Annotated in this window: 20 protein-coding genes; 11 read left to right on the top strand and 9 right to left on the bottom strand. The window is 69.3% G+C overall.

Features of this window, described 5'->3' with window-relative positions; translation table 11 throughout:
* Position 1: 1 nt before the first annotated feature.
* Together J2W20_RS17530 and J2W20_RS17525 are read right to left on the bottom strand one after the other, a co-directional pair.
* A complete protein-coding gene (locus tag J2W20_RS17530) occupies positions 2-406 on the bottom strand; it encodes a 6-pyruvoyl trahydropterin synthase family protein (RefSeq protein WP_307008212.1) in 405 nt (134 codons plus the stop codon).
* Positions 407-460: 54 nt separating this feature from the next.
* Positions 461-1,507 carry a zinc-dependent alcohol dehydrogenase gene (locus J2W20_RS17525; RefSeq protein ID WP_307008211.1) on the bottom strand — a complete coding sequence of 349 codons (1,047 nt, stop codon included), beginning with the start codon at positions 1,505-1,507 and terminating at the stop codon, positions 461-463.
* A 78-nt stretch (positions 1,508-1,585) separates the two neighbouring features.
* Here J2W20_RS17525 and J2W20_RS17520 point away from each other — a divergent pair, with 78 nt between their 5' ends.
* The 8 genes from J2W20_RS17520 to J2W20_RS17485 all read left to right on the top strand — a co-directional run bounded on the left by J2W20_RS17520 (position 1,586) and on the right by J2W20_RS17485 (position 13,110).
* Positions 1,586-2,302 carry a hypothetical protein gene (locus tag J2W20_RS17520; protein ID WP_307008209.1) on the top strand — a complete coding sequence of 239 codons (717 nt, stop codon included), beginning with the start codon at positions 1,586-1,588 and terminating at the stop codon, positions 2,300-2,302.
* Complete coding sequence (locus J2W20_RS17515) at positions 2,302-2,931, top strand: phosphoribosylanthranilate isomerase (RefSeq protein ID WP_307008207.1); 630 nt, start codon at positions 2,302-2,304, stop codon at positions 2,929-2,931. The genes J2W20_RS17520 and J2W20_RS17515 overlap by 1 nt, the downstream gene beginning before the upstream one ends.
* Before the next feature lie 211 nt (positions 2,932-3,142).
* Positions 3,143-3,952, top strand: coding sequence for an IclR family transcriptional regulator (locus J2W20_RS17510; RefSeq protein WP_307008206.1), 810 nt, complete (start codon positions 3,143-3,145; stop codon positions 3,950-3,952).
* Between the two features lie 652 nt (positions 3,953-4,604).
* Positions 4,605-5,909 carry an aromatic ring-hydroxylating oxygenase subunit alpha gene (locus tag J2W20_RS17505; protein WP_307008205.1) on the top strand — a complete coding sequence of 435 codons (1,305 nt, stop codon included), beginning with the start codon at positions 4,605-4,607 and terminating at the stop codon, positions 5,907-5,909.
* The gene (locus tag J2W20_RS17500) at positions 5,906-7,312 is read left to right on the top strand and encodes a ferredoxin reductase (RefSeq protein ID WP_307008202.1); all 1,407 of its coding nucleotides are present in this window, start codon (positions 5,906-5,908) and stop codon (positions 7,310-7,312) included. The genes J2W20_RS17505 and J2W20_RS17500 overlap by 4 nt, the downstream gene beginning before the upstream one ends.
* 135 nt (positions 7,313-7,447) lie before the next feature.
* On the top strand, positions 7,448-8,353 hold the full coding sequence (purU, locus tag J2W20_RS17495) for a formyltetrahydrofolate deformylase (protein ID WP_307008200.1): 906 nt from the start codon (positions 7,448-7,450) through the stop codon (positions 8,351-8,353).
* A 49-nt stretch (positions 8,354-8,402) separates the two neighbouring features.
* Positions 8,403-10,895 (top strand): GcvT family protein, encoded by a 2,493-nt coding sequence (locus J2W20_RS17490; RefSeq protein WP_307008198.1) that lies wholly within the window; start codon positions 8,403-8,405, stop codon positions 10,893-10,895.
* A gap of 757 nt (positions 10,896-11,652) precedes the next feature.
* Complete coding sequence (locus J2W20_RS17485) at positions 11,653-13,110, top strand: MFS transporter (protein ID WP_307008197.1); 1,458 nt, start codon at positions 11,653-11,655, stop codon at positions 13,108-13,110.
* A gap of 179 nt (positions 13,111-13,289) precedes the next feature.
* Here the strand turns inward: J2W20_RS17485 and J2W20_RS17480 are convergent, their stop codons facing one another.
* The 6 genes from J2W20_RS17480 to J2W20_RS17455 all read right to left on the bottom strand — a co-directional run bounded on the left by J2W20_RS17480 (position 13,290) and on the right by J2W20_RS17455 (position 17,255).
* Entirely contained in the window at positions 13,290-13,415 is a 126-nt protein-coding gene (locus J2W20_RS17480; RefSeq protein ID WP_307008196.1) for a hypothetical protein, read from the bottom strand.
* A 108-nt stretch (positions 13,416-13,523) separates the two neighbouring features.
* On the bottom strand, positions 13,524-13,985 hold the full coding sequence (locus J2W20_RS17475) for a DUF4383 domain-containing protein (protein ID WP_307008194.1): 462 nt from the start codon (positions 13,983-13,985) through the stop codon (positions 13,524-13,526).
* Between the two features lie 132 nt (positions 13,986-14,117).
* Positions 14,118-14,993, bottom strand: coding sequence for an anti-sigma factor (locus tag J2W20_RS17470; RefSeq protein WP_307008193.1), 876 nt, complete (start codon positions 14,991-14,993; stop codon positions 14,118-14,120).
* Positions 14,986-15,588 (bottom strand): ECF RNA polymerase sigma factor SigK, encoded by a 603-nt coding sequence (gene sigK / locus J2W20_RS17465; protein ID WP_373458046.1) that lies wholly within the window; start codon positions 15,586-15,588, stop codon positions 14,986-14,988. Before sigK ends, J2W20_RS17470 begins: the two co-directional genes overlap by 8 nt.
* Before the next feature lie 128 nt (positions 15,589-15,716).
* Positions 15,717-16,427, bottom strand: a complete 711-nt coding sequence (locus J2W20_RS17460; protein ID WP_307008192.1) for a fasciclin domain-containing protein — start codon at positions 16,425-16,427, stop codon at positions 15,717-15,719.
* Positions 16,428-16,529: 102 nt separating this feature from the next.
* Positions 16,530-17,255, bottom strand: coding sequence for a DUF72 domain-containing protein (locus tag J2W20_RS17455; RefSeq protein ID WP_307008191.1), 726 nt, complete (start codon positions 17,253-17,255; stop codon positions 16,530-16,532).
* A 52-nt stretch (positions 17,256-17,307) separates the two neighbouring features.
* On the opposite strand from J2W20_RS17455, the gene J2W20_RS17450 reads away from it, so the two are divergent.
* The 3 genes from J2W20_RS17450 (at position 17,308) to J2W20_RS17440 (ending at position 20,179) form a co-directional block, all read left to right on the top strand.
* The gene (locus tag J2W20_RS17450) at positions 17,308-17,994 is read left to right on the top strand and encodes an HAD family hydrolase (RefSeq protein ID WP_307008189.1); all 687 of its coding nucleotides are present in this window, start codon (positions 17,308-17,310) and stop codon (positions 17,992-17,994) included.
* A 56-nt stretch (positions 17,995-18,050) separates the two neighbouring features.
* Positions 18,051-18,989, top strand: coding sequence for a 5'-3' exonuclease (locus J2W20_RS17445; protein ID WP_307008188.1), 939 nt, complete (start codon positions 18,051-18,053; stop codon positions 18,987-18,989).
* A gap of 107 nt (positions 18,990-19,096) precedes the next feature.
* Positions 19,097-20,179 carry a YeiH family protein gene (locus J2W20_RS17440; protein WP_307008187.1) on the top strand — a complete coding sequence of 361 codons (1,083 nt, stop codon included), beginning with the start codon at positions 19,097-19,099 and terminating at the stop codon, positions 20,177-20,179.
* A gap of 5 nt (positions 20,180-20,184) precedes the next feature.
* Here J2W20_RS17440 and J2W20_RS17435 read toward each other — a convergent pair whose 3' ends face one another.
* Positions 20,185-20,910 carry an aspartate/glutamate racemase family protein gene (locus tag J2W20_RS17435; RefSeq protein WP_307008186.1) on the bottom strand — a complete coding sequence of 242 codons (726 nt, stop codon included), beginning with the start codon at positions 20,908-20,910 and terminating at the stop codon, positions 20,185-20,187.
* Between the last annotated feature and the right edge of the window lie 168 nt (positions 20,911-21,078).

The raw sequence follows: 21,078 nt of genomic DNA, 5'->3' as shown, positions 1-21,078 counted from the left end.
CTCAGCGGTCCGAGCCCGTGGCTCCGGCCAGTGCGAGGGTGTACGAGGCCCAGGCGTCCGGGGTCTCACGCAGGGTGACCTCGATCTCCGCGAGGTGCCCGAGACGGCGCAGATGCTCCGCGGAGCCCACGGCGATGTGCTGGGCGAGGACCTCCGTGGTGGTGAGGCGGCCGGCGAAGTCGGGGTGCTCGTCGAGGTTGCGGTAGCGCAGCCCGTCGAGGACCGCCGAGAGGAGCCCGGAGGCCTCGCCGATGTCCATCACGGTCGAGTTCGCGTCGAGCGCCCCGGCGCGCACGGTCAGCTCGACCACGAAGGTGGCGCCGTGCAGCCCCTGCGCGGGCCCGAAGGCGGGGCGCGGGAGGCTATGGGCGATCATCACATGGTCGCGGACGGTGAGGCTGAACATGGTTCTCCTTCGGTCACGGGCTGGGTTTCGGCTGGTCTCGGCCATGGGTCGGCGTCACGGGGCGCCGGGGTAGCGGATCACGTGGCACAGCCCGGGCCAGGCGCCGGCCACGTCGCCGCCCCGGGCGAGCCGGTCCATCGTGGCGGGCAGGTCGGCGAAGTCGGAGGCCTCTCCGAGGAACGCGTCGAACGCCGGGTCCTCGAGGAGGCGCAGCGCGAGGGCGAGGCGCTCCGCCGTCGTGCGCCGGACGCGGCGGGGCTGGGCGACCTGGCCCACCTGGCTCGCGCGCAGCGAGAGGCGGCGGGCGTGGAAGTCCGCGCCGAGCGGGACCTGCACGCTGCGGTCGCCGTACCAGGACAGCTCGATCACCTCGCCGTCATCGCCCACGATCTCGAGGCAGCGGGCGAGCCCCTCCGGCGTCGCGGAGGCGTGGAAGACGATGTCGCAGTCCTCGGCGGCATCCTGGGGTGCGACGAGCCGGACCCCGAGCGCGTCCATGAGCCCTTCCCGGGCAGGATCGGGATCCACGGCCTCGAGCCGGTCGAGCGGGAAGCGCCGCAGGAGGGCGGCCGCGGAGGAGCCGATGAGCCCGCATCCGACCACCGCGATCCGGTCGCCAATGCGCGGGCCAGCCTCCCAGAGGGCGTTGACCGCCGTCTCCACGGCTCCGGCGAGGAGCGCGCGCCGCGGCGGCACGCCCTCGGGCACCGGCGTCAGGTCTGCGACCGGAACCACGTAGCGGTCCTGGTGCGGGTACAGGCAGAAGACGGTGCGGCCCTCGAGCTCGGCCGGGCCGCGCTCGACGACGCCCACCGAGAGGTAGCCGTATTTCACGGGGGCCGGGAAGCTGCCCTCCTGATGGGGGGCCTCCATGAGGTCCGCGACCCGTTCCGGCACCTTGCACGCGTGGACGAGGTTCTCGGTGCCGCGCGAATGCCCCGAGTACAAGGTGCGGACCATGGCCTGCCCCTCGCCCGGGTCCGGAACGGGCTCGGGCCGCAGTTCTCCGCGGCGAGGGCCGGTGGTCCAGTAGGCGGTGGCGGTCGCCGTTCCGGCGCCGGACATGGCCGGGCCCGGATCGGTCCTGTGCGGATCTCCCATGCCCCGACACTACCCATCCGCGCTCCCCGTGAGACAGAGCCCCGGCCCGCGCCGGACGGCCCCGCCTAGACTGGAAGGATGACCACGGCGGTAGACCAGCAGACGAACGCGTACTTCGACGACACCTACCTCACCGAGGCGACGGCGACCGTGATCGCCGCGGGGACGGGCGAGGACGGCGCGTGGGCGGCCGTGTCCCCCAACATCTTCCACCCCAAGGGCGGCGGCCAGCCCTCGGACGAGGGCACGCTCGACGGCGCGGCGGTCGTCCCGGCGCGCGACGACGCGGGACTCGTGGTCCTCACGGGTGTGCCCTCCGCGCCCGAGGTGGGGGCCGCCGTCGTCTGCCGCATCGATGCGGGACTGCGCCGCCGGCACGCCGCGCTGCACACGGCCGGCCACCTCCTCGGCCATCTCGGTGAGGCGCGCGGCTGGCAGCATTCGGGGCATTCGCACTTCCCCGGACAGGCGAGGCTGGACTTCGATCCCGCGGGCCACGAGGACGAGCTCGCGACCCCAGAGCTGCGGGAGGCCGTGCGCGCCGAGTTCCAGGCGCAGATGGACGCCGTGCTCGCCCGCGGCGGGGCTGTCACTGCGTCGGTGGACGCCACCGGGCACCGCACGGTGGCCATCGAGGGCGTCAACGCGGAGCCGTGCGGCGGCACGCACGTGCGGTCGCTGTCCGACCTGGCAGGGGTGCGGATCCTCGAGGTGAAGGTCAAGCGCGGGGCCATCAAGGTCCGCTACGAGGCCGAGCACGCCGAGGGCGCCCCGGCGGCCGGGGGCGCAGCCTGATGCTCTGGGTGAAGATCTGCGGGCTGTCCACGCCCGAGGCCGTCGAGGCTGCGGTCGAGTCCGGGGCCGACGCGGTGGGGTTCGTCCTCGCGCCTGGGAGCCCCCGGACGGTCGGGGCCGGGCTGGCCGCCGGGCTCGTGGCCGCCGCCCGGGACGCCGCCGCCCGTGTGGGGCGCGAGGTCGAGACCGTGGCGGTGGTCCGGGACCAGACGCTCGAGGAGGTCGCGGCGCTCGCCCGGGAGGCCGGCGTCGACACCGTCCAGCTCCACGGGGACGAGCCCGATGCGACCGCCGATGCCCTCCGCGAGGCCGGCTTCCGCGTGATCCGTGCCCTCTCCGCCGGCGAGTACACACGGCGCACCGCCGCAGGCTGGTCCTCCCCGGACCGGCTCCTGCTCGACGCCGCCGTCCCGGGATCCGGCGAGCGGTTCTCCGAGGACGAGCTGGGCGCCGCCCCCGCCGGGTTCTGGGCCCTGGCCGGCGGCCTGTCCCCGCACAACGTGGGCGAGGCGGTCGCCGCGCTGCGGCCCGGCGGCGTGGACGTCTCGAGCGGGGTGGAGTCCTCGCGCGGCGTGAAGGACTTGGGCCTCATCCGCGCCTTCATCCAGGCCGCCCGCACCGTCCTCTAGCGCCGGACCTCCTGCGGACGCGTCCGCCGGAAACCTCCGGGACTGGCCGGCCGAGGGCCACAATGAGGACCGGGATTCAGAGGCCCGTATTGAACTGGGTTTACAGTTCGGGGCCGCAGTAATGCGGTAGCGAGTGCTCCGGCCGCCTCTACGGCCTGGTCATATGCGCACTGTCACCGCCATCACGATTTCCCGCATAGGATCGTCAAGTATGGCTCCTAAAAATGAACCGGAATCAGATACCGACGTTGAGGGCGGCCAGTCGGGCGGCGTGCAGTCCGTGGAGCGTGCGCTGACTGTCCTGGAGATCCTGGCGCGGGAAGGGCACGCGGGCGTCAGTGAGATCGCCGAGGAGATGGGCATCCACAAGTCCACCGTCTCTCGGCTGATGGGGTCGCTGGTAAGCCGTGGGATGGTCCACCAGAACAGCGACCGCGGCAAGTACGAGCTCGGGTTTGGGATCCTCCGCCTCGCCAGCTCCATTCCGGGGCGGCTGAGTCTGGTCCACGAGGCACGGCCTGTGCTGGAGAGCCTCGCCGAAGAGTTCAAGGAAACGGTCAACCTCGCCGTCCTGAGGTCCAACTATGCCGTCAATGTGGACCAAGCCATGGGCCCCTCCACCCTGGCAACCTATGACTGGGTGGGAAGCCTGACGCCGCTGCACGCCACCTCCAGCGGGAAGGTGCTCCTGGCTGCCTTGGGTGCGGATGAACGGGACCGCATCCTGAAAGAGACCGGACTGAAAGCCCGCACGGCCAAGACCATCACCAGCCGGAAAGAACTCGATGAGCAGCTGCTCGAGGTGGGCGCCAAAGGCTACGCGGTAGTGCGGGAGGAGTTCGAGATCGGCCTGAATGCAGTGGCGGTGCCCGTCTACAACCACCAGGGCGAAGTTACGGGCGCCATCAGCATTTCGGGGCCCGCGTTCCGGTTCGACCCCGAGAAGATCCCCGGCCTGCTGGAAACGCTCACGGAAGCCGGACTGAAGGTCAGCGCCAACATGGGCTACACGCGGCGCTAGGACCGTCGATTGCCCCAGAGCCACAACGACTCGGGCCCACCGGTTCCTTAGGTTCGATGGTCAGCGCGCGCGTCCTTGTCCTAGGTCTTGGAGGCCATGCCCCGCTGGGAGCGCTGGACGCGTCGAAGTCCTGCATGCTGACCCGGGGGAACAGCGGCAAGGACGCCGAGACATCCTTGCCGCATTTCAGCCACACGACCAGAATTCGGCACCGTTGCCCACGAAGTACTGCGCCGCACGGCCATCGGCGAACTCCGCCAGGACCTCGGTCAGCTGCGCGCATCGTCGTGGCGTTGCTGGCATGCACCGTCCGGGTCCTCGCCTGCCGTTCAGCCGGCAGCCACGGCATACCCCTCCCGGCCGATCCCGGCCGTCGCCTCGTGCCTGCGGAGTCTCAGAATGCGTCCGTCATACCTTGACAGCGACGGTGGGCTACGTCACGCTGTTGCACATGCTGATTGTTGTTGCGTAGGACGCACGTTCGTCGAAGGGCCAGATATGGATTCTCTCCAAGCATCGCCCGCGGGACCCCTTCTCGCGCCTCGCCGTTCCTCCTGAACGCGCAACTCCATTCCCAGACGACGCCGGCTGCCTCCAGCCACGCCGTAGCCGCCCAAAAGCCACATGTACCCAGCCCTCCCGGGAGGAATCAATGACTGCTCCAGTGAACGCGCCTCTCAATTCACGCGGAAAACTCGCTTCGACCTTGCCCGAAGAGAAGCTGGCGGAAATCGCTGCGCTGTTTGAGTTCCGGCGCAAGGGATATTCACTCGATGCCCCCTTCTACACCGACCCGACGCTCTTCAAGATCGACATGGAGGCAATTTTCGGCCAGCACTGGATCTTTGCCGGTAGCGTCGCCGAACTGCCGGAGCCGGGCGACTACATCACGGTCGACTATGGACCCTACTCCCTGATTGTCCTGCGCAATGACGGCGGCGACGTCAACGTCCTGCACAACGTCTGCCGCCACCGGGGTGCCCGAGTCCTGACCGAGGCTGCGGGTTCCACCGGAAACCTCGTCTGCGGCTATCACTCATGGACGTACTCCCCCGAGGGCAACCTGATCCACGCCTCCGCTCCCGGTGAAGCGAAGTTCGACAAGAACTGCTTCGCGCTCAAGCGTGCCCACAGCCGCGAGGTTGCCGGACTCATCTTCGTCTGCATTGCCGACGAGCCGCCCGCAGACTTCGACGAGACCTCGAAGATCTTCGAGCCCTACCTCGCACCCCACGACCTGTCCAAGACGAAGATCGCCTACCAGCAGAACATCATCGAAGAGGGCAACTGGAAGCTCGTCATGGAGAACAACCGTGAGTGCTACCACTGCGACGGACACCCGGAACTCGCATGCTCGCTCTTCCCCACCTGGGGCCTGACCGAGGGCCTGATCCCGGCCCACCTCGAGGAAGTGTGGGACCGCAACAAGGAGGCCCAGTCATCCCTCGAGGAGCGGTGCCGCCGCTACGGCCTGCCGTACGAGGTAATCGAGGAGCTTGACACCCGTATCGCCGGAATCCGCATCTCACGCGAATCCCTGGACGGCGAAGGCGAGTCGTTCTCGGCCGATGGGCGCCGGCTCTCCAAGAAGCTGCTCGGTGACCTCCCGGACTTCCGCCTGGGCCGCTGCTCCATGCACCTTCAGCCCAACAGCTGGTTCCATTTCCTCGGCGACCACGTGATCACGTTCGGCGTCTTCCCCATCAACGAACACCAGTCGCTGGTCCGCACCACGTGGCTGGTGGCCGACGACGCCGAGGAGGGCGTGGACTACGACCTCGACAAGCTCACCTACACCTGGAAGCAGACCAACCTGCAGGACAAGGCGTTCGTGGAGCTGTGCCAGCAGGGTGCTACCAGCCCCGCGTACGAGCCCGGCCCCTACATGAAGAGCGAATACCAGGTAGAGGCATTCATCAACTGGTACGTCCAGCGTGTGCAGGAGCACCTGGCATGACGGACGTCCTCTCTGAGACACACATCCAGGAGCCACAGCGCATCCGCGGCCTCGAGATGCCGTGGAACAGGGTGATGGGCAGCATCGAAGGACCTGCCAGCGCTGCGCGGGCCCTGGGCCCGTGGCATCCGCAGGAGTTCATGGCCGAATGCGTGGAGACCGTTCCCGAGGCGGGCGGCATCATGACCTTCGTGTTCCGCCGCCGCGACGGTGCGCCCCTGGCATTCCGTGCGGGCCAGTACGTAAACGTCGCGTTTCCCGTCAACGGCCAGGACCAGGAGCCGGTAGACCGCAGCTACTCGCTGTCCAGTTCGCCCACCCAGCCGTGGACCTTCAGCATCAGCGTGAAACGCGACAATACCGGACTTGTTTCACCGTGGGTGCATGAGAACGTCAGGCCCGGCACCGTCCTGGACATGCTCGGCCCGGTCGGGGCGTTCCATCTGCCGGACGCCGATCGGCGGGCACGGTATCTGTTCCTGGCCGCCGGCGCGGGCATCACCCCGATCATGTCCATGGTGCGGACCATCCACTCCCTGCCGGGTCATGCCGATGTCGTGGTGCTCTACCACGGCGCGGAAGCCGGCGGCTTTGCCTTCCACCAGGAGCTGGCCTACATCGCGTCCGTGGACTCGCGCGTCAAGGTCTTCTACTCCCTGGGCGACCGCAGCAGACCCGACGGGTGGGAAGGGCTCAGCGGAAGGCTGACGGCCGCCATGATCGATCAGGTTGCTCCGGACGCAAACGGCCGCCAAGTCTATGCCTGCGGTCCCGAGGGTTACCTGAACAGCGCCACCGAACTCCTCAAGAAGGTGGGCGTCGACGACACCTCCATCTACATGGAGTTCTTCTCGGGTGATCGCCAGACCATCCTCGAGTACCAGGCTGAGCTCGCCCTCGCGGCGGACATCGCAGAGGAGATTGCGGAGGAGATCGCCACTTCCGCTGAGGACTACTACGAAAGCCAGCCCAGCCCGTTCGGGCTCTATGAGCCCGGTTACGACGAGGATGGAACCCTGCCGGCCACGGGGCTGCCGCTCGAGACTGCCAACTCGGACGAGCGAACCCCCGAAGGCAGTTCGGACGCGGAGCCCGAGGCGGGAACCCCCGATGCCTCGAGCTTCGACACGGTCGGAACGGGAAGCCTCACCCTGTCCTTCATGCGCACCGGCATCAAGGTGCGGATCGATCCCGACCAGCACATCCTCGAGGTGGCGCAGCGGGCCGGCGTCAGGATCGGCGCCAACTGCAAGGAGGGCATGTGCGGCTCCTGCAAGGTCGTCAAGCTTTCCGGGGAGGTCGAGATGAACCACCAGGGCGGGATCCGCAAACGGGAGATCGACGCAGGCAAATTCCTCCCCTGCTGTTCCACAGCGCGCACCGACATGGTCATCGACGCCTAGACGCTCCCCTGGAGCGGCGCCTCCGTCCCACACGCAGAAGGCCCTGACGCAGGCCTTGCCTGCCGACGAGTGCAGCTCGCCATCTGTCTAATATATCAGTTTTCCATTTTGAATATATCTGCAAGGAGGAGGGACATGCCCCTCATGGATACAGCACCTGCCACGGCTGTCCGGCCGGAGCTCAAGGACGATCACGCCAAGAAGTTCGTGCTGACCCTGTCGTGCCGGGAGCAGGCCGGAATCGTGCAGGCAGTGACCACATTCCTTTTCGAGCGCGGCTTCAACATCGACGAGCACCAGCAGTTCGACGACAGCCTGCGGGAGACGCTGCACCTGCGCACCGCCTTCTCCGGATCCCCCAGCTACACGCCCGCCATGCTCGAAGAGGAGTTCGGCGGCATCGCGGAGCGGTTCGACATGAAGTTCAGCTTCCACGACCAGACCCAGCAGCGTGTCCTGGTCATGGTCTCCAAGTTCGGCCACTGCCTCAACGACCTCATCTTCCGCTGGCGCGGCGGCAGCCTGGGCGGTGAGCTGGTCCTGGTCGTTTCCAACCACGAGACCCACCGTGCCATGGCCGAGGCTGCGGGCCTGCCCTTCATCCACATCCCGGTCACCCCGGACACCAAGGCTGACGCCGAACGCCGCCTTCTGGAGCTCGTGGATGAATACGACGTCGATCTGGTTGTCCTTGCCCGATACATGCAGGTGCTCTCAAACGATCTCTGCCGTTCGCTGGAAGGCCGTGCGATCAACATCCACCACTCCTTCCTCCCCGGATTCAAGGGTGCCAAGCCCTACCACCAGGCCCACGCACGCGGCGTGAAGCTCATCGGTGCCACCGCGCACTACGTCACCGCGGACCTGGACGAGGGCCCGATCATCGAGCAGGAAGTAATCCGGGTAGACCACAGCTACGGCCCCTCCGCCCTGTCCACCGTCGGGCAGGACGCCGAGGCACTCGCCCTGTCCCGCGCCGTCCGCTGGCACTGCCAGCACCGCGTCCTGTTGGACGAGACCAGCACCGTGGTGTTCCGGTAGCCGGCACCGCCGGCACCGCCATCAATTCGTAGAGCAGCAGGAGAACCTTATGGAATCGACGCCACGCATTGTCATCATCGGAGCCGGCATCGTCGGCACCAACCTCGCGGACGAACTTGTCACGAAGGGGTGGAACAACATCACGGTCCTCGACCAAGGCCCCCTCAACATGCCGGGCGGTTCCACGTCCCACGCCCCAGGCCTGGTCTTCCAGACCAACCCTTCCAAGTCCATGGCACTGTTCGCCAAGTACACCGTGGAGAAGCTCCTGTCCCTCACCGAGGACGGCGTCAGCTGCTTCAACCAGGTGGGCGGGTTGGAAGTCGCCACCACCGAAACGCGCCTCGCAGACCTGAAGCGCAAGCTTGGCTACGCGTCCTCATGGGGCATTGAGGGCTCCATCCTCTCCCCCGCTGAATGCAAGGAGCTCTACCCCCTTATCAATGAGGACGAGATCCTCGGCGGACTCCACGTTCCCAGCGACGGCCTGGCCAGCGCCGCCCGCGCGGTCCAACTGCTGATCAAGCGCACCGAGGCGGCCGGCGTGAGGTACATCGGCAACACCGAAGTGACTGGCATCGAGCAGTCCGGCCGCCGCGTCACCGGTGTCCGGACGCCCGACGGCGTGATCCCGGCTGACATCGTCGTCTCCTGCGCCGGCTTCTGGGGCGCAAAGGTCGGCGAGCTGATCGGCATGTCCGTGCCGCTGCTGCCCCTGGCCCACCAGTACGTCAAGACCACCCCGGTTCCGGCACAGCAGGGCAAGAACGAGCTGCCCAACGGCGCGCGGCTGCCCATCCTCCGCCACCAGGACCAAGACCTCTACTACCGCGAACATGGTGACCGCTACGGCATCGGCTCCTACGCCCACAAGCCCATGCCCGTGGACCTGGACGAGCTCGGCAGCTTCAAGCCGACCGACATCAGCGAACACAACATGCCATCCCGCCTGGACTTCACCCTCGAGGACTTCCTCCCGGCCTGGGAAGCCACCAAGCAGATCCTGCCCGCCCTGCGCGAGAGCGAGATCGAGGACGGCTTCAACGGCATCTTCTCCTTCACCCCCGACGGCGGCTCGCTGGTGGGCGAGTCCAAGGAACTGGACGGCTTCTTCGTGGCTGAGGCGGTCTGGGTCACCCACTCCGCCGGTATCGCCCGGGCAGTGGCCGAACTACTGGTGGACGGCAAGTCGTCCATCGACCTGGGCGACTGCGACATCCACCGCTTCGAGGAAGTGCAGCTGACCCCCGAGTACGTCAGCGAAACCTCGCAGCAGAACTTCGTGGAAATCTACGACGTCCTGCACCCGCTGCAGCCCAAGCTTTCCCCGCGCAACCTGCGTGTCAGCCCCTTCCACGCCCGCCACCAGCAGCTGGGCGGCTTCTTCCTCGAAGGCGGCGGCTGGGAGCGGCCCTACTGGTTCGAGGCCAATGCCGAACTGCTCAAGGAACTGCCCGCAGACTGGCAGCCGCCGGCTCGCGATTCCTGGTCCGGCATGTTCAGCTCCCCCATTGCCGCGGCCGAGGCGTGGAAGACGCGTACTGCCGTCGCCATGTACGACATGACTCCGCTCAAGCGCCTGGAGATCTCCGGACCCGGCGCACTGAAGCTGCTGCAGGAACTCACGACCGGGGACCTGGACAAGAAGCCCGGAGCCGTCACCTACACGCTCCTGCTGGACGACCAGGGCGGCGTCCGAAGCGACATCACCGTGGCCCGTCTGGATGAGCAGACCTTCCAGCTCGGCGCCAACGGCAACATCGACACCGCCTACTTCGAGCGGGCAGCCCGCCACCAGACCGAAAGCGGCAGCGCCGGGGACTGGGTCCAGGTGCGCGATACCACCGGCGGCACCTGCTGCATCGGCCTCTGGGGTCCGCTCGCCCGGGAGGTGGTCGGCGCGGTCAGCAGCGACGACTTCTCCAACGACGGCCTGAAGTACTTCCGGTCCAAGAGGGTTGTCATCGGCGGCGTCCCGGTCACAGCCATGCGCCTGTCCTACGTCGGTGAACTGGGCTGGGAGCTGTACACCAGCGCCGACAACGGCCAGCGTCTCTGGGATGCGCTGTGGAAGGCCGGCCAGCCCTTCGGCATCATCGCTGCAGGCCGCGCAGCTTTCAGCTCGCTCCGCCTGGAGAAGGGCTACCGTTCCTGGGGCTCCGACATGACTACTGAGCACGACCCCTTCGAGGCTGGTCTCGGTTTCGCAGTGAAGATGGCCAAGGCCAACTTCGTGGGCAAAGCAGCCTTGGAGGGCCGCACCGAGGAGAACTCCGCGCGGCGCCTGCGCTGCCTCACTGTCGACGACGGCCGCAGCCTCGTGCTGGGCAAGGAACCGGTCTTCTACAAGGACCAGGCGGTGGGTTACGTCACCAGCGCCGCCTACGGCTACTCCGTCCGCAAGCCCATCGCCTACTCCTACCTGCCCGCCGAAGTTTCAGTCGGCGATTCGGTGGAGATCGAGTACTTCGGCCGTCGCATCCTGGCCACCGTGGCCCAGGATCCCCTGTACGACCCCACCATGTCCCGGCTGCGAGGCTGAGCATGAGGGAACGGCGCGCGAACGGGGCGGTGCCGTCCGGCGCCGGGTCGGTCGGCACCGGGACCATCCGCAAGCTGCCATAGCGACCTGCCGCTGCAGGCCGGCGGTGCAGGAGCCGATGTTCTAGGACTCAGCGTTCGCAGCGGGCGTCCCGTCTTCCGTGAAAGGTGCTTCGATGGGCCTAAGACCTGGGGAGGCATTGCTCATCGAAGCACCGCTTTCGGAAGACGGGACCCTCCCATCGGCATGGTGCCGGGACGACGGGCAGGCGTTCGATCTCGTCGATGCCGAGCTTCACCTGACGTGGGCCTTCGGCATACCCCGGAGCGAGAAGCAAGGACGCTTACATACTCTGTCTTCCACAGGCCATGCCCTTGACATTGGGTGTGAGCTAGCGCACCATCTGTTGCACAGAGCGAACGTTGTTGATCATGGCGGAACGAAGCTGGCCCGGAGGTGCCCACCCCCCCTCCCGGGACTCCGCCCGATCAAAGGGGAGCCCCGTCTCGCGCATGGACCGCAGAGCGTTGTCAGCGTCCATGCGGCAGCTCCAATCACTAAAGGAAACTGTCTATGACTATCAAAGGTGGCAGCACCGTCGATCAAAGCAGTGCGGAGCACCGGAACGTGGGGACGACGCCGACGTCATCTCCCGGGTCGTGCCCGGCCATATCGGCTGGCAGCGAGCCAGTCGGCCTCGTCCGCCGGTCGCTCAGGGCTGCTGCGGCTGTCCCTGCGTCCAGGAAACGGCGCTCGGGTGCCGGCAGCGCTTTGCGCTGAAGCCAGAAGGGAACGAATCTCAGTGATCAATTCGAGCAGGACGGCGGCCTCCGCCGACGCCTCCATTTCAAAAGAGACCAGCTCCACGTTCAAACGCCGCTTCATGGTGCGGCTTGTCGCTGTGTTCATCGGCGGGATGTTCCTCGACGGTTACATCCTCGGAATCATCGGCCCCGTCACCGGACCCATGCGGTCAGATCTCCAGCTCGACTCGCTGTCCCTGGGGATGATCGCTGCAGGCCCGCTGGCAGGTATCTTCATCGGCGCGCCGCTGGCTGGCTGGGCCACTGACAAGTTCGGGCGCAAGCCCATGTTCCTCGTGGACATGGGCCTGTTCCTCGTCGCCTCAGCGGCCCAGTTCTTTGTAGCCTCCGGAGACGGCGCCGTGGTCCAGCTGGCCGTCATCCGGTTCTTGATGGGCGTCGCGATCGGCGGCGAGTACTCTATCGGTGGACCCCTGCTGTCAGAGTTCTCCCCTCCAAAGCTCCGCGGGCGCTTACTCGGGCTGACTCTGATCGCCTGGTACGTCGGCTTCATGATGGCATTCATCATCGGCACCCTCCTGCACGACGCCGGAACCCCCTGGCGCCTCGTCATCGGCACGAGCACGATCCTCGCCCTGGTCCTGTTCCTCGCCCGCTTCGGCCTCCCCGAATCGCCGAGCTGGCTCATCACGAAGGGACGGCGCGAGGAAGCGCTCACGATCGCACGCAGATACGTCGAATCGCCCCAGATGCACCACAGCATCACCGAAGAGATCGATCTGAGGAGGATCCAGGAGGCCCAGGCCGCGCAGGGCAGGACAAAGATCGAGAGCGCCTCCGTCGGAATGCTGTTCTCGAGGCAGCACTGGCGCGCCACCCTCTTCACCTCAGGTTTCTGGTTCTGCGCGGTCACTCCGTACTTCGCGATCGCGACCTTCGCCGACGACGTGCTCACCCATTTCGGCTTCGGCGGCGGCTGGGCCGGTGGAGTCGGCCTGTCCGCACTTGCGACCGCGGGCGTTGTCACCACTGTGCTTCTGATTGACAAGCTCGGCCGCCGAATCCTCACCGTACCCGGGCAGTGGCTCTGCGCAGGCATCCTGCTGATCATCGGAGTGTGGGGGAACGCACCGGCGATCCTCGTGCTTGTCCTGTTCCTCGCCTTCTCCTACTTCAATGCCGGCTACACCACGCTGACCCAGGTCTATCCGGCCGAGGTATTCCCCGGCCACCTGCGCGGGATCGGCATGGGCTTCGCCGCGGCCTTCAGCCGCATCGGAGCCGCCCTCGGCACCTTCGCCCTGCCATGGGCGATCAGCAACATCGGCATGGGCCCCAGCATGGTCGCCGCCGCCGCCGTTGCACTACTCGGCGCAGTCCTCTCGCAGTGGCTCGCGCCTGAAACGAAGGGGCGCACCCTCGCAGAGATCTCCGCAAACTTCTCCCACTGACGCCGGGACTGCACGGTCACTTCGAGTCAGAGCTGAAGCGTCGGGCCCCGAGTCACCGAGCCCGACATACAGGAGGCCTTCGCCGCTACAGCGGCGGAGGCCTCTTCTATGCGTCCAGCATGCGTGAGCCGGATGCTGGCTCGGTCGTGTCTCTCCCTTTCGCAGGAGGTGCCCGGTACTCACAAGGCGGTCTCGTCGTCGTAGGCATCGACGGCCGTGATCTCGAAGGCCGTTGTGTGGGCCCGCCCGACCACGTGGCCGGTGAGCAGGGGCCGCCCCAGGGCGGGTCCCGTCCTGAAGGTCACCCCGAGGAGGCCAGAGTCAGGACAATGACCTTCAGGAGGTGACCTTCAGAGGGAGGGCGGGCGGGCGGCCGGGGTGGCCGCGACTCACCACGGCGTGGCGGCCCCGCGTCAGCGCCGGACGGCCGACGCCTGGCGGGACGGAGCGAGCGTGCGTCCGAGGATCAGGCCGATCACGAGCATGCCGACGCCGAGCAGGAGGTGCAGCCCGTTGTCCGCGGCGTTCAGCGGGACGAAGTTGCCCGCGGACTCCCCGCCGAACACGAGGCCGTAGACGAACAGCACGAGGTAGATCGCGCCGCCCCAGACGAGGAAGCCCTTCGAGCCGCCCGCCGAGCGGCCCAGCGCGAGGCCCGCGATGCCGAAGAGCAGGTGGACCACGTTGTGCAGCACCGAGACCTGGAACAGGCCGAGCAGGTACGCCTCAGAATGGTGGCCCGCGAAGGCGAGGCCGGAGCCGGAAGTGATGCCGGGGATGAAGCCGAGCACCCCGACGAGGAGGAAGACGGCGCCGACGACGGTCGCGGCGACCTGGACTGCGGTACGGCGGTTCGAGACGACTGAGGTGGACATGATGTCTCCTTGTGAAGGTCCCCGGCGTGCCGTCTGACGCGCCGGTGCGGTGTTCCCGCACCTATAGTTCGGAGGGCCCGCACAGACGGATTGGACCAATCTGCGCGGGCCCTCCAGAAGGGGTGGCCTGGGCTAGGAGAACTGCTGGACGACGATCGGCGCGGTGGTGGGCTGCTTCGACCCGCCCGCTGGCTCGACCGTCACGCCGAGCACCGTGGCGGAGCCGATCCCGCCTGCCAGCTCGTTCCACGTGGTCCCGGTGCCCTGCACGAGGCCTGCCGGCTTCATGCTGCCGGACGAGTCCCCAAGCCACAGCTCGTAGACGTGCCCCTGCGACGGCTGAGGCAGGCCCAGCGTCACCACGCCGGCCACCGCGTCCTGGCGCGAGTGGGCGAGGACGAGGGTCCCGCCGCCGGGCACCCTGACCTCCTGGACCTTGGCATCCGGGGCGGCGAGGATCCGGCCCATCACCGCGCCTGGGGCATCGGCTGCGAGCGCGAGCTGCCGGAGGGCGTCGTCGCGCTGCTGCTGGGCATGGATGGCCCATGCGCCGCTCACGCCGGCGACCACGAGGAGCGCGGCCGCCGCGGCGGCAAGCCACCGGGTGGAGACGGGCAGCCGCGACGCACGACGACGGTGCTCACCGAGGTCGGCCACCGTCGCCCCGGCGGGGGGCGCCGGGCTGTAGGGATGTGACCCCTCAACGCTGGGATGTGACCCCTCAACGCTGGGACGTGACCCCTCAACGGCGGCGGCGGGGCGGGGCTCCTCGACGGCGTCGAACTGCGGCGTGACCGCGATCTGGGCCATGAGCCGGGCCTTGAGGTCCGGCGGGGGCGCGACCGGGGTCGTGCCGGCGGCGAGCAGGGCCGCGGTCTCGGCAAGCTCGCGCGCCTCCTCCGCGGTCTCGTCGCCGAAGCCAAGGGTGTGCTCGAAGCGGCGGCGCTCCTCGTCGTCGAGCGCGTTGAGGGCGTAGGCACCGGTCAGCAGGTGCAGCTGATCATCCATGGCTCACTCCCAACACGTCTCTCAGGCGGATCATGCCGTCGCGGATTCTGGTCTTCACGGTGCCCAGGGGAAGCCCCAGGGCGGTGGCGACTTCCCCGTAGGTGTAGCCGCCGTAGTAGGCGAGTCGGATCGCCTGCTTCTGCACCTCGGTCAGGGACTCGAGGGCCCGGTTGACCCGGTCACTCTCGAGCGCCACCTCGACGCGGTGCTCGACGTCGTCGTAGCTCTCCTGGAACTCCTTGATGCCCTGGCGCAGGTCGCGGTCCGCGGCGGCCTGCGCAGCGCGGACGCGGTCCACAGCGCGGCGGTGCGCCATGACGGTGATCCAGGCCCGGGCGCGGCCGCGGTCGGCGTCGAACCTCTTGGCCTGCTGCCAGACCTCGAGGAAGACCTCCTGGGTGACCTCTTCGGCCTGCGCCGGGTCGCGGACCACGCGCAGCACGAGGCCGTGGACGAGCGGGGCGAGCGCGTCGTAGAGCTGGCCGAAGGCCGCCTGGTCGCCGCGCGCCACGCGGTCCATGAGCTCGTCGAGGTCCGGGGCGGGCGTCCCGCCGTGGTGGTCCGGCATGTAGACCACTGTCTCACGAAGAGCCATCGCCCACCCCCACCTCCCTGGGTTCTCGCCTGCGCGCCGACGGCGGGCCGGGCGACCATCTTGCCCGGCCCGCCGTCGGTGGCTGATCTGGCGTCCTGCTGTTTCCTGCCTGCTGCTACCCTGGCCGGCTACTTCGCCGGGGGCATCAGCACGGAGTCGACGAGGTACACCGTGGCGTTCGCCGTGTGCACACCGCCGCAGACCACGGTGGCGCCGTTGACCTTGAGGCTGTTGCCCGAGCCGGTGACCGTGACGTCCTGGCCCTCGACCGTCTTGTGGGTGCCGGCGATCGAGTCGGGCTCGATCTGGCCCGGGACCACGTGGTAGGTGAGGATCTTCTTGAGCGTCGCGTCATCGGTCTTGAGCGAGTTGATCGTGGCCGGGTCGATCTTCGCGAACGCGCTGTCCACCGGGGCGAACACCGTGAACTGGCCCGAGTCGAGCGTGTCGACGAGGTTGACCTTGGGGTTGAGCTTGCCCGAGACCGCCGAGGTGAGGGTGGTCAGGAGCGGGTTGTTGGATGCGGCGACGGCGACCGGGTCTGCGCTCATCCCCTGGACCGACCCCGGTCCGGAGGGGTTGGCCTTCGCGTAGCCGGCGCAGCCGGCGCCCACGAGGTTCGCGGCCGGGTCGGCGCTCATGCTGCCGGAGGCCATCGGGCTGCTCATCCCGCTGCTCGCGCTCGGCGTCGTCATGCCTGCCGCGGCGCTGGACGGGGCGGACGACGACGAGCCGCCGGCCGCCGTCGTCGACCCGCCGCAGGCGGAGAGGCTGAGCGCGGAGACTGCGGCGAGCGCGGCGAGGCCCACAACGGCGGGGGTGCGATGGGTGGTCTTCATGGCTTCACTCCTGTTCGAGGTTGGCATGCCGTCGAAGGTGGCGTGCACCTCTAGTTCGGAGCGGGTGCGGAGGCGGATTGGACCGATGGCTGCGGGCAGGGTTCAGCCCAGCAGCGAGCGCAGCGTGAAGGCGTTGCGCACGGCGTTCCCGCCGCCGTCGTTGTTGAAGTACGCGAACACCTCGTGGCCTGCGGCGTCCCATTCCCGGATCCGCGCGGCCCACCAGGCGAGGTCCGCGTCCGAGTAGGAGCCCGCGTAGAGGTGCTCGTGGTCGGGGCCGTGCAGGCGCACGTAGACGTGCTGGGCCGTCGCCTCGAGGATGCACGGCAGCCCCGCGCCGCTCATGACGCAGTACGCGGCCCCGTGCCGGCGGAGGATCTCGAAGACGCCCGGGTCGTGCCAGCCCGGGTGGCGGAACTCGACCGCCGTGCGCAGCCAGGGCGGGAGGGTGCCGAGGAACCAGTCCAGCCGCGCGTCGTCCCGCGCGTGGTGCGGCGAGAGCTGGACGAGGAGGACGGCCCGGCGCGGCCCCAGCTCGTGCCAGGACCCGGCGATGCGCCCAGCCCAGGTCTCGGGGGCGTAGAGGCGCTTCGCGTGCGTCAGCCCGCGCGGGGCCTTCACCGAGAGGAGGAAGCCTTCGGGGAGCCGACGGCGCCAGCTGGCGAACGCCGTCGCGCGCGGCCAGCGGTAGAAGCTCGCGTTGAGCTCCACCGTGGAGAACGCTCCCGAGTAGATGCCGAGGCGGTCCCACGGGCGGGTGCCCGGCGGATAGAGGACGTGCTCCCAGTGGTCGTAGCTCCAGCCCGAGGTGCCGATGTGCCAGCCCATGGCCTCGAGCCTAGCGAGATTGGCGGAGGGCCGCCGAGGGTAGGGAGGGGCCATGGCTACCTCGCTTCGCGGCGTCCTCTTCGATGTGGACGGCACCCTCGTGGACTCGACCTACTTCCATACCCTCGCCTGGTGGCACGGGTTCCGCCGCTTCGGGCACGACGTGCGGATGAACGAGATCCACCGCCTCGTGGGGATGGGCGGCCAGAAGATCGTGGAGCGCCTGCTCGGGCCGGACCGGGACGCGTCCCAGGACAGCGAGATCATGGACACCCATGCGGCGGTCTTCTCCACGTTCTGGCCCCACCTGCGGCCGTTCGACGGTGCCCGCGAACTGCTGGGCCGCTGCAAGGAGGGCGGCCTGTCCGTGGTCCTGGCGTCCTCGGCCCGTGAGCAGGACCTCTCTGTGCTGCGCTCGGTGGTGGACGCCGAGGGGGCCGTGGACGCGGCGACCAGCTCGGCCGATGCCGACGAGCCCAAGCCCGCGCCGGACATCCTCGAGGCCGCGCTCAGGGCCGTGGGCCTGGAGGCGTCCGAGGTCGTGTTCGTGGGCGACGCCGTCTGGGACGTGCAGGCCTCTGCTGCGCTGGGCATCCCGACGATCGGGCTCTCGTGCGGCGGCTACAGCGCCGCCGAGCTCGAGGAGGCGGGCGCGGCCGAGGTCTTCGCCTCGCCGCGCGAGCTCCTGGAGGGGTTCGGGAGCAGCCTGATCGGGCGGGGGCTCTCCGCGGCGGGGTAGGCCGGATCCCCGGGCCCTCCGTGGGCCGCCCCTGTCGAGCCGTGTCAGGATGGGCTATGACCGAGCGCCTGATGCTCCTCGACACAGCGTCGCTGTACTTCCGCGCCTTCCACGGGGTGCCCGAGACGATCCGGCGCGAGGACGGGACACCGGTCAATGCCGTCCGCGGCCTGCTGGACATGATCGCCAGGCTCACCGCGGAGTTCGGCGCCACCCACCTCGTCGCCTGCTGGGACGACGACTGGCGCCCGCGCTGGCGCGTGGACCTCATCCCCTCGTACAAGGCCCACCGGGTCGAGCGGCACGTCGCGGACGGCCCCGACGTCGAGACCGTCCCCGCCGGCCTCGTGGCGCAGGTCCCGCTGATCCGCCACGTGCTGGGCCTCGCTGGCATCGCCGTGGTCGGCGCCGCGGAGCACGAGGCGGACGACGTGATCGGAACCTACGCGGCGAGCGCCGCGCTGCCCGTGGATGTGGTGACCGGCGACCGCGACCTCTTCCAGGTGGTCGACGACGCCCGCAGCGTCCGGGTCGTCTACACCGCCCGCGGCATGAAGAACCTCGAGACCGTCACCGACGCCGTCGTTGTGGGCAAGTACCGCGTGCTGCCCGAGCAGTACGCCGACTACGCCGTGCTCCGCGGCGATGCCTCGGACGGGCTGCCCGGTGTGGCCGGGATCGGCGAGAAGTCCGCCGCGACCCTGCTGGGCCGGTTCGGCACGCTCGAGGGCCTCCTCGAGGCTGCCCAGGACCCCGACAGCGGGCTCCCGGCCCCGATGCGGGCCAAGCTCGCCGCGGCCGCCGACTACCTCGAGGTGGCCCCCGCGGTGGTGAACGTGGTCCGCGACCTCGAGCTCCCCGCGCTGGACGCCGCCGGGGCGCGGCTCAGAGCGGTCGACGGCGACCCCCGCCTCGAGCTCGAAGGGCTCGCCTCGGCGTGGAACCTCGGCGGCTCGGTCAAGCGCCTGCTCGCGGCGCTCGACCGGCACCGGTAAGAAGGCTGCAGAACAGCGGGGACACCGCCGGTCATATCACCAGCGCATGGGTCCCATATCCGAAAGCGGGCTACCGGTCTCGCCCCGCGCGCGGGAGAGTCGATGGAATGAAGCCGACGCACGCACTCCCTGACGACAATACGGCCACCGCTGCCTCCGGCGGCAGTGCGGCGTCGCGGCGCGTCACACTCCTGCGGACCCTCCCGGGACTCGGCGTCGCGGTCGCGGTCGCGGCCGTCGCGAGCGTGCTGGGCCAGCTCGTCCCGGTCATCGGGGGCCCGGTCTTCGGCATCCTCCTGGGGCTGCTCGCGGCGGCGGCCATCCGGCCCCTGCGCGGCCAGAAGTGGACGGCCGGATACCGCTCGGCCAGCACCCTCGTCCTGCAGAGCTCGATCGTGGTGCTCGGCACGGGGCTGTCCCTCCAGCAGGTGGCCCAGGTGGGGGCGGGCTCGCTGCCGGTGATGCTGGGCACGCTCGCCGTCGCGCTCGGGGGCGCGGCGCTCCTGGGCCGCGCGCTCCGGCTCGATGCGGACACCCGGACCCTCATCGGCGTGGGCACGGGGATCTGCGGGGCCTCCGCGATCGCCGCGACGACGGCCGTGATCAGGCCGAAGCAGGCGGACGTCGCCTATGCGATCGGCACCATCTTCACCTTCAACATCGCGGCCGTCCTCCTCTTCCCGGCGGTCGGCCACCTCCTCGGCCTCAGCCCGCACTCGTTCGGCCTGTGGAGCGGGACGGCGGTGAACGACACGTCCTCGGTGGTGGCCGCCGCCGCGAGCTACGGGGGCGGCGCGGAGTCCTACGCGGTCGTGGTCAAGCTGACCCGCTCGCTCATGATCATCCCCATCGTCATGGTCCTCGCGGCCCTGCGTGCCCGGAGGGAGCGCGCGGACGGGTCGGGCAGCGGTGCGCGCATCCCGTGGCGGCGCATGGTCCCGCCGTTCCTCGTGGGCTTCGTCCTCGCCGCAGGCCTGGACACCCTCGGCGTCATCCCCGCGGCCTGGCATCCCGTCCTCTCGGGACTCGCAGCCTTCCTCATCACGGTGGCCCTCGCGGGGATCGGCCTCAGCCTCCGCTTCGCCGAGATGCGCAAGGCGGGCCCGCGCCCGCTCCTGCTCGGGGGGATGCTGTGGGCCGCGGTGGCGCTGACGAGCCTCGGCCTGCAGGCGGCGACGGGGACCATCTGAGGCCCTCAGCGGGCCGAGACCGGCCAGCCCGTCACGGCCTTGGGCCGGGGCGGCGCGTAGGTGCGCACCTTGGAGGTGGTCAGCCCGAGCCGGACCAGGCCCTCCGCGACCGCCACCGCGGCCGCGACGCCGTCGACCACCGGCACTCCGCAGCGTTCGCGGATCTGGGCGTCGAGGCCGCTCATGCCGCCGCAGCCGAGCACGATCACCTCGGCCCTGTCGTCGTGGACCGCGGCCTCGGCCTGGGCGACGATCTCCTTGACCGCGCGCTCGGGGTCCTCCTCGAGCTCGAGCACGCCGAGGCCCGAGGCGCGGACCGAGGCGCAGCGGGCGTCGAGCCCCGCGAGCTTGAGCCGGTCCTCGATCAGGGGCACGGCCCGGTCGAGGGTGGTGACCACGGAGTACTTGTGGCCGAGGTACATCGCCGTCGCGGCGGCCGCCTCGGTGATGTCCACGACCGGCACGTCGAGGAGCTCCTGGAGGCCCTCGCGGCCGTGCTCGCCGTACCCGGCCTGGATTACTGCGTCGAACTCGCCCTCGTAGCGCGTCACGGCGTCCATGACGGCGACCGCGGCGAGGTGGGACTCGAAGTTGCCCTCGCACGAGTCGGCCCCGAAGCGGGGCGTGATGCCCACGATCTCGCTGCCGGGTGAGGCGGCGGCGCGGGCTGCCGCGGTGATCGAGTCGGTCATGGACTGGGTCGTGTTGACGTTGGCGACGAGGATGCGCATCGGGGGTCCTTGGGGTGGTGCTGGCTGGGGAGGCGAGGCACGACGGCGGTGGGGCGGGGGGGGGGGGCGGCCCCCCCCCCCCCCGGGGGGGGGGGCGGCCCGGGGGGGGCGGCGAAGAGGCCGCGGGGGGCGGGGCTGGCCGACCCCGCCACCTCCACCAAGGCCGGC

Source organism: Sinomonas atrocyanea, assembly GCF_030812675.1.
Taxonomy (GTDB): domain Bacteria; phylum Actinomycetota; class Actinomycetes; order Actinomycetales; family Micrococcaceae; genus Sinomonas; species Sinomonas atrocyanea_B.
Note: the sequence above shows the minus strand (reverse complement) of the source record. Positions and strands in the feature narration are given on the sequence as shown.

Coding starts and splice junctions, on each gene's coding strand:
- J2W20_RS17530 (WP_307008212.1), bottom strand. CDS start 406: ATGTTCAGCCTCACCGTCCGCGACCATGTGATGATCGCCCATAGCCTC.
- J2W20_RS17525 (WP_307008211.1), bottom strand. CDS start 1,507: ATGGGAGATCCGCACAGGACCGATCCGGGCCCGGCCATGTCCGGCGCC.
- J2W20_RS17520 (WP_307008209.1), top strand. CDS start 1,586: ATGACCACGGCGGTAGACCAGCAGACGAACGCGTACTTCGACGACACC.
- J2W20_RS17515 (WP_307008207.1), top strand. CDS start 2,302: ATGCTCTGGGTGAAGATCTGCGGGCTGTCCACGCCCGAGGCCGTCGAG.
- J2W20_RS17510 (WP_307008206.1), top strand. CDS start 3,143: ATGGCTCCTAAAAATGAACCGGAATCAGATACCGACGTTGAGGGCGGC.
- J2W20_RS17505 (WP_307008205.1), top strand. CDS start 4,605: ATGACTGCTCCAGTGAACGCGCCTCTCAATTCACGCGGAAAACTCGCT.
- J2W20_RS17500 (WP_307008202.1), top strand. CDS start 5,906: ATGACGGACGTCCTCTCTGAGACACACATCCAGGAGCCACAGCGCATC.
- purU (WP_307008200.1), top strand. CDS start 7,448: ATGCCCCTCATGGATACAGCACCTGCCACGGCTGTCCGGCCGGAGCTC.
- J2W20_RS17490 (WP_307008198.1), top strand. CDS start 8,403: ATGGAATCGACGCCACGCATTGTCATCATCGGAGCCGGCATCGTCGGC.
- J2W20_RS17475 (WP_307008194.1), bottom strand. CDS start 13,985: ATGTCCACCTCAGTCGTCTCGAACCGCCGTACCGCAGTCCAGGTCGCC.
- J2W20_RS17470 (WP_307008193.1), bottom strand. CDS start 14,993: ATGGATGATCAGCTGCACCTGCTGACCGGTGCCTACGCCCTCAACGCG.
- sigK (WP_373458046.1), bottom strand. CDS start 15,588: ATGGCTCTTCGTGAGACAGTGGTCTACATGCCGGACCACCACGGCGGG.
- J2W20_RS17460 (WP_307008192.1), bottom strand. CDS start 16,427: ATGAAGACCACCCATCGCACCCCCGCCGTTGTGGGCCTCGCCGCGCTC.
- J2W20_RS17455 (WP_307008191.1), bottom strand. CDS start 17,255: ATGGGCTGGCACATCGGCACCTCGGGCTGGAGCTACGACCACTGGGAG.
- J2W20_RS17450 (WP_307008189.1), top strand. CDS start 17,308: ATGGCTACCTCGCTTCGCGGCGTCCTCTTCGATGTGGACGGCACCCTC.
- J2W20_RS17445 (WP_307008188.1), top strand. CDS start 18,051: ATGACCGAGCGCCTGATGCTCCTCGACACAGCGTCGCTGTACTTCCGC.
- J2W20_RS17440 (WP_307008187.1), top strand. CDS start 19,097: ATGAAGCCGACGCACGCACTCCCTGACGACAATACGGCCACCGCTGCC.
- J2W20_RS17435 (WP_307008186.1), bottom strand. CDS start 20,910: ATGCGCATCCTCGTCGCCAACGTCAACACGACCCAGTCCATGACCGAC.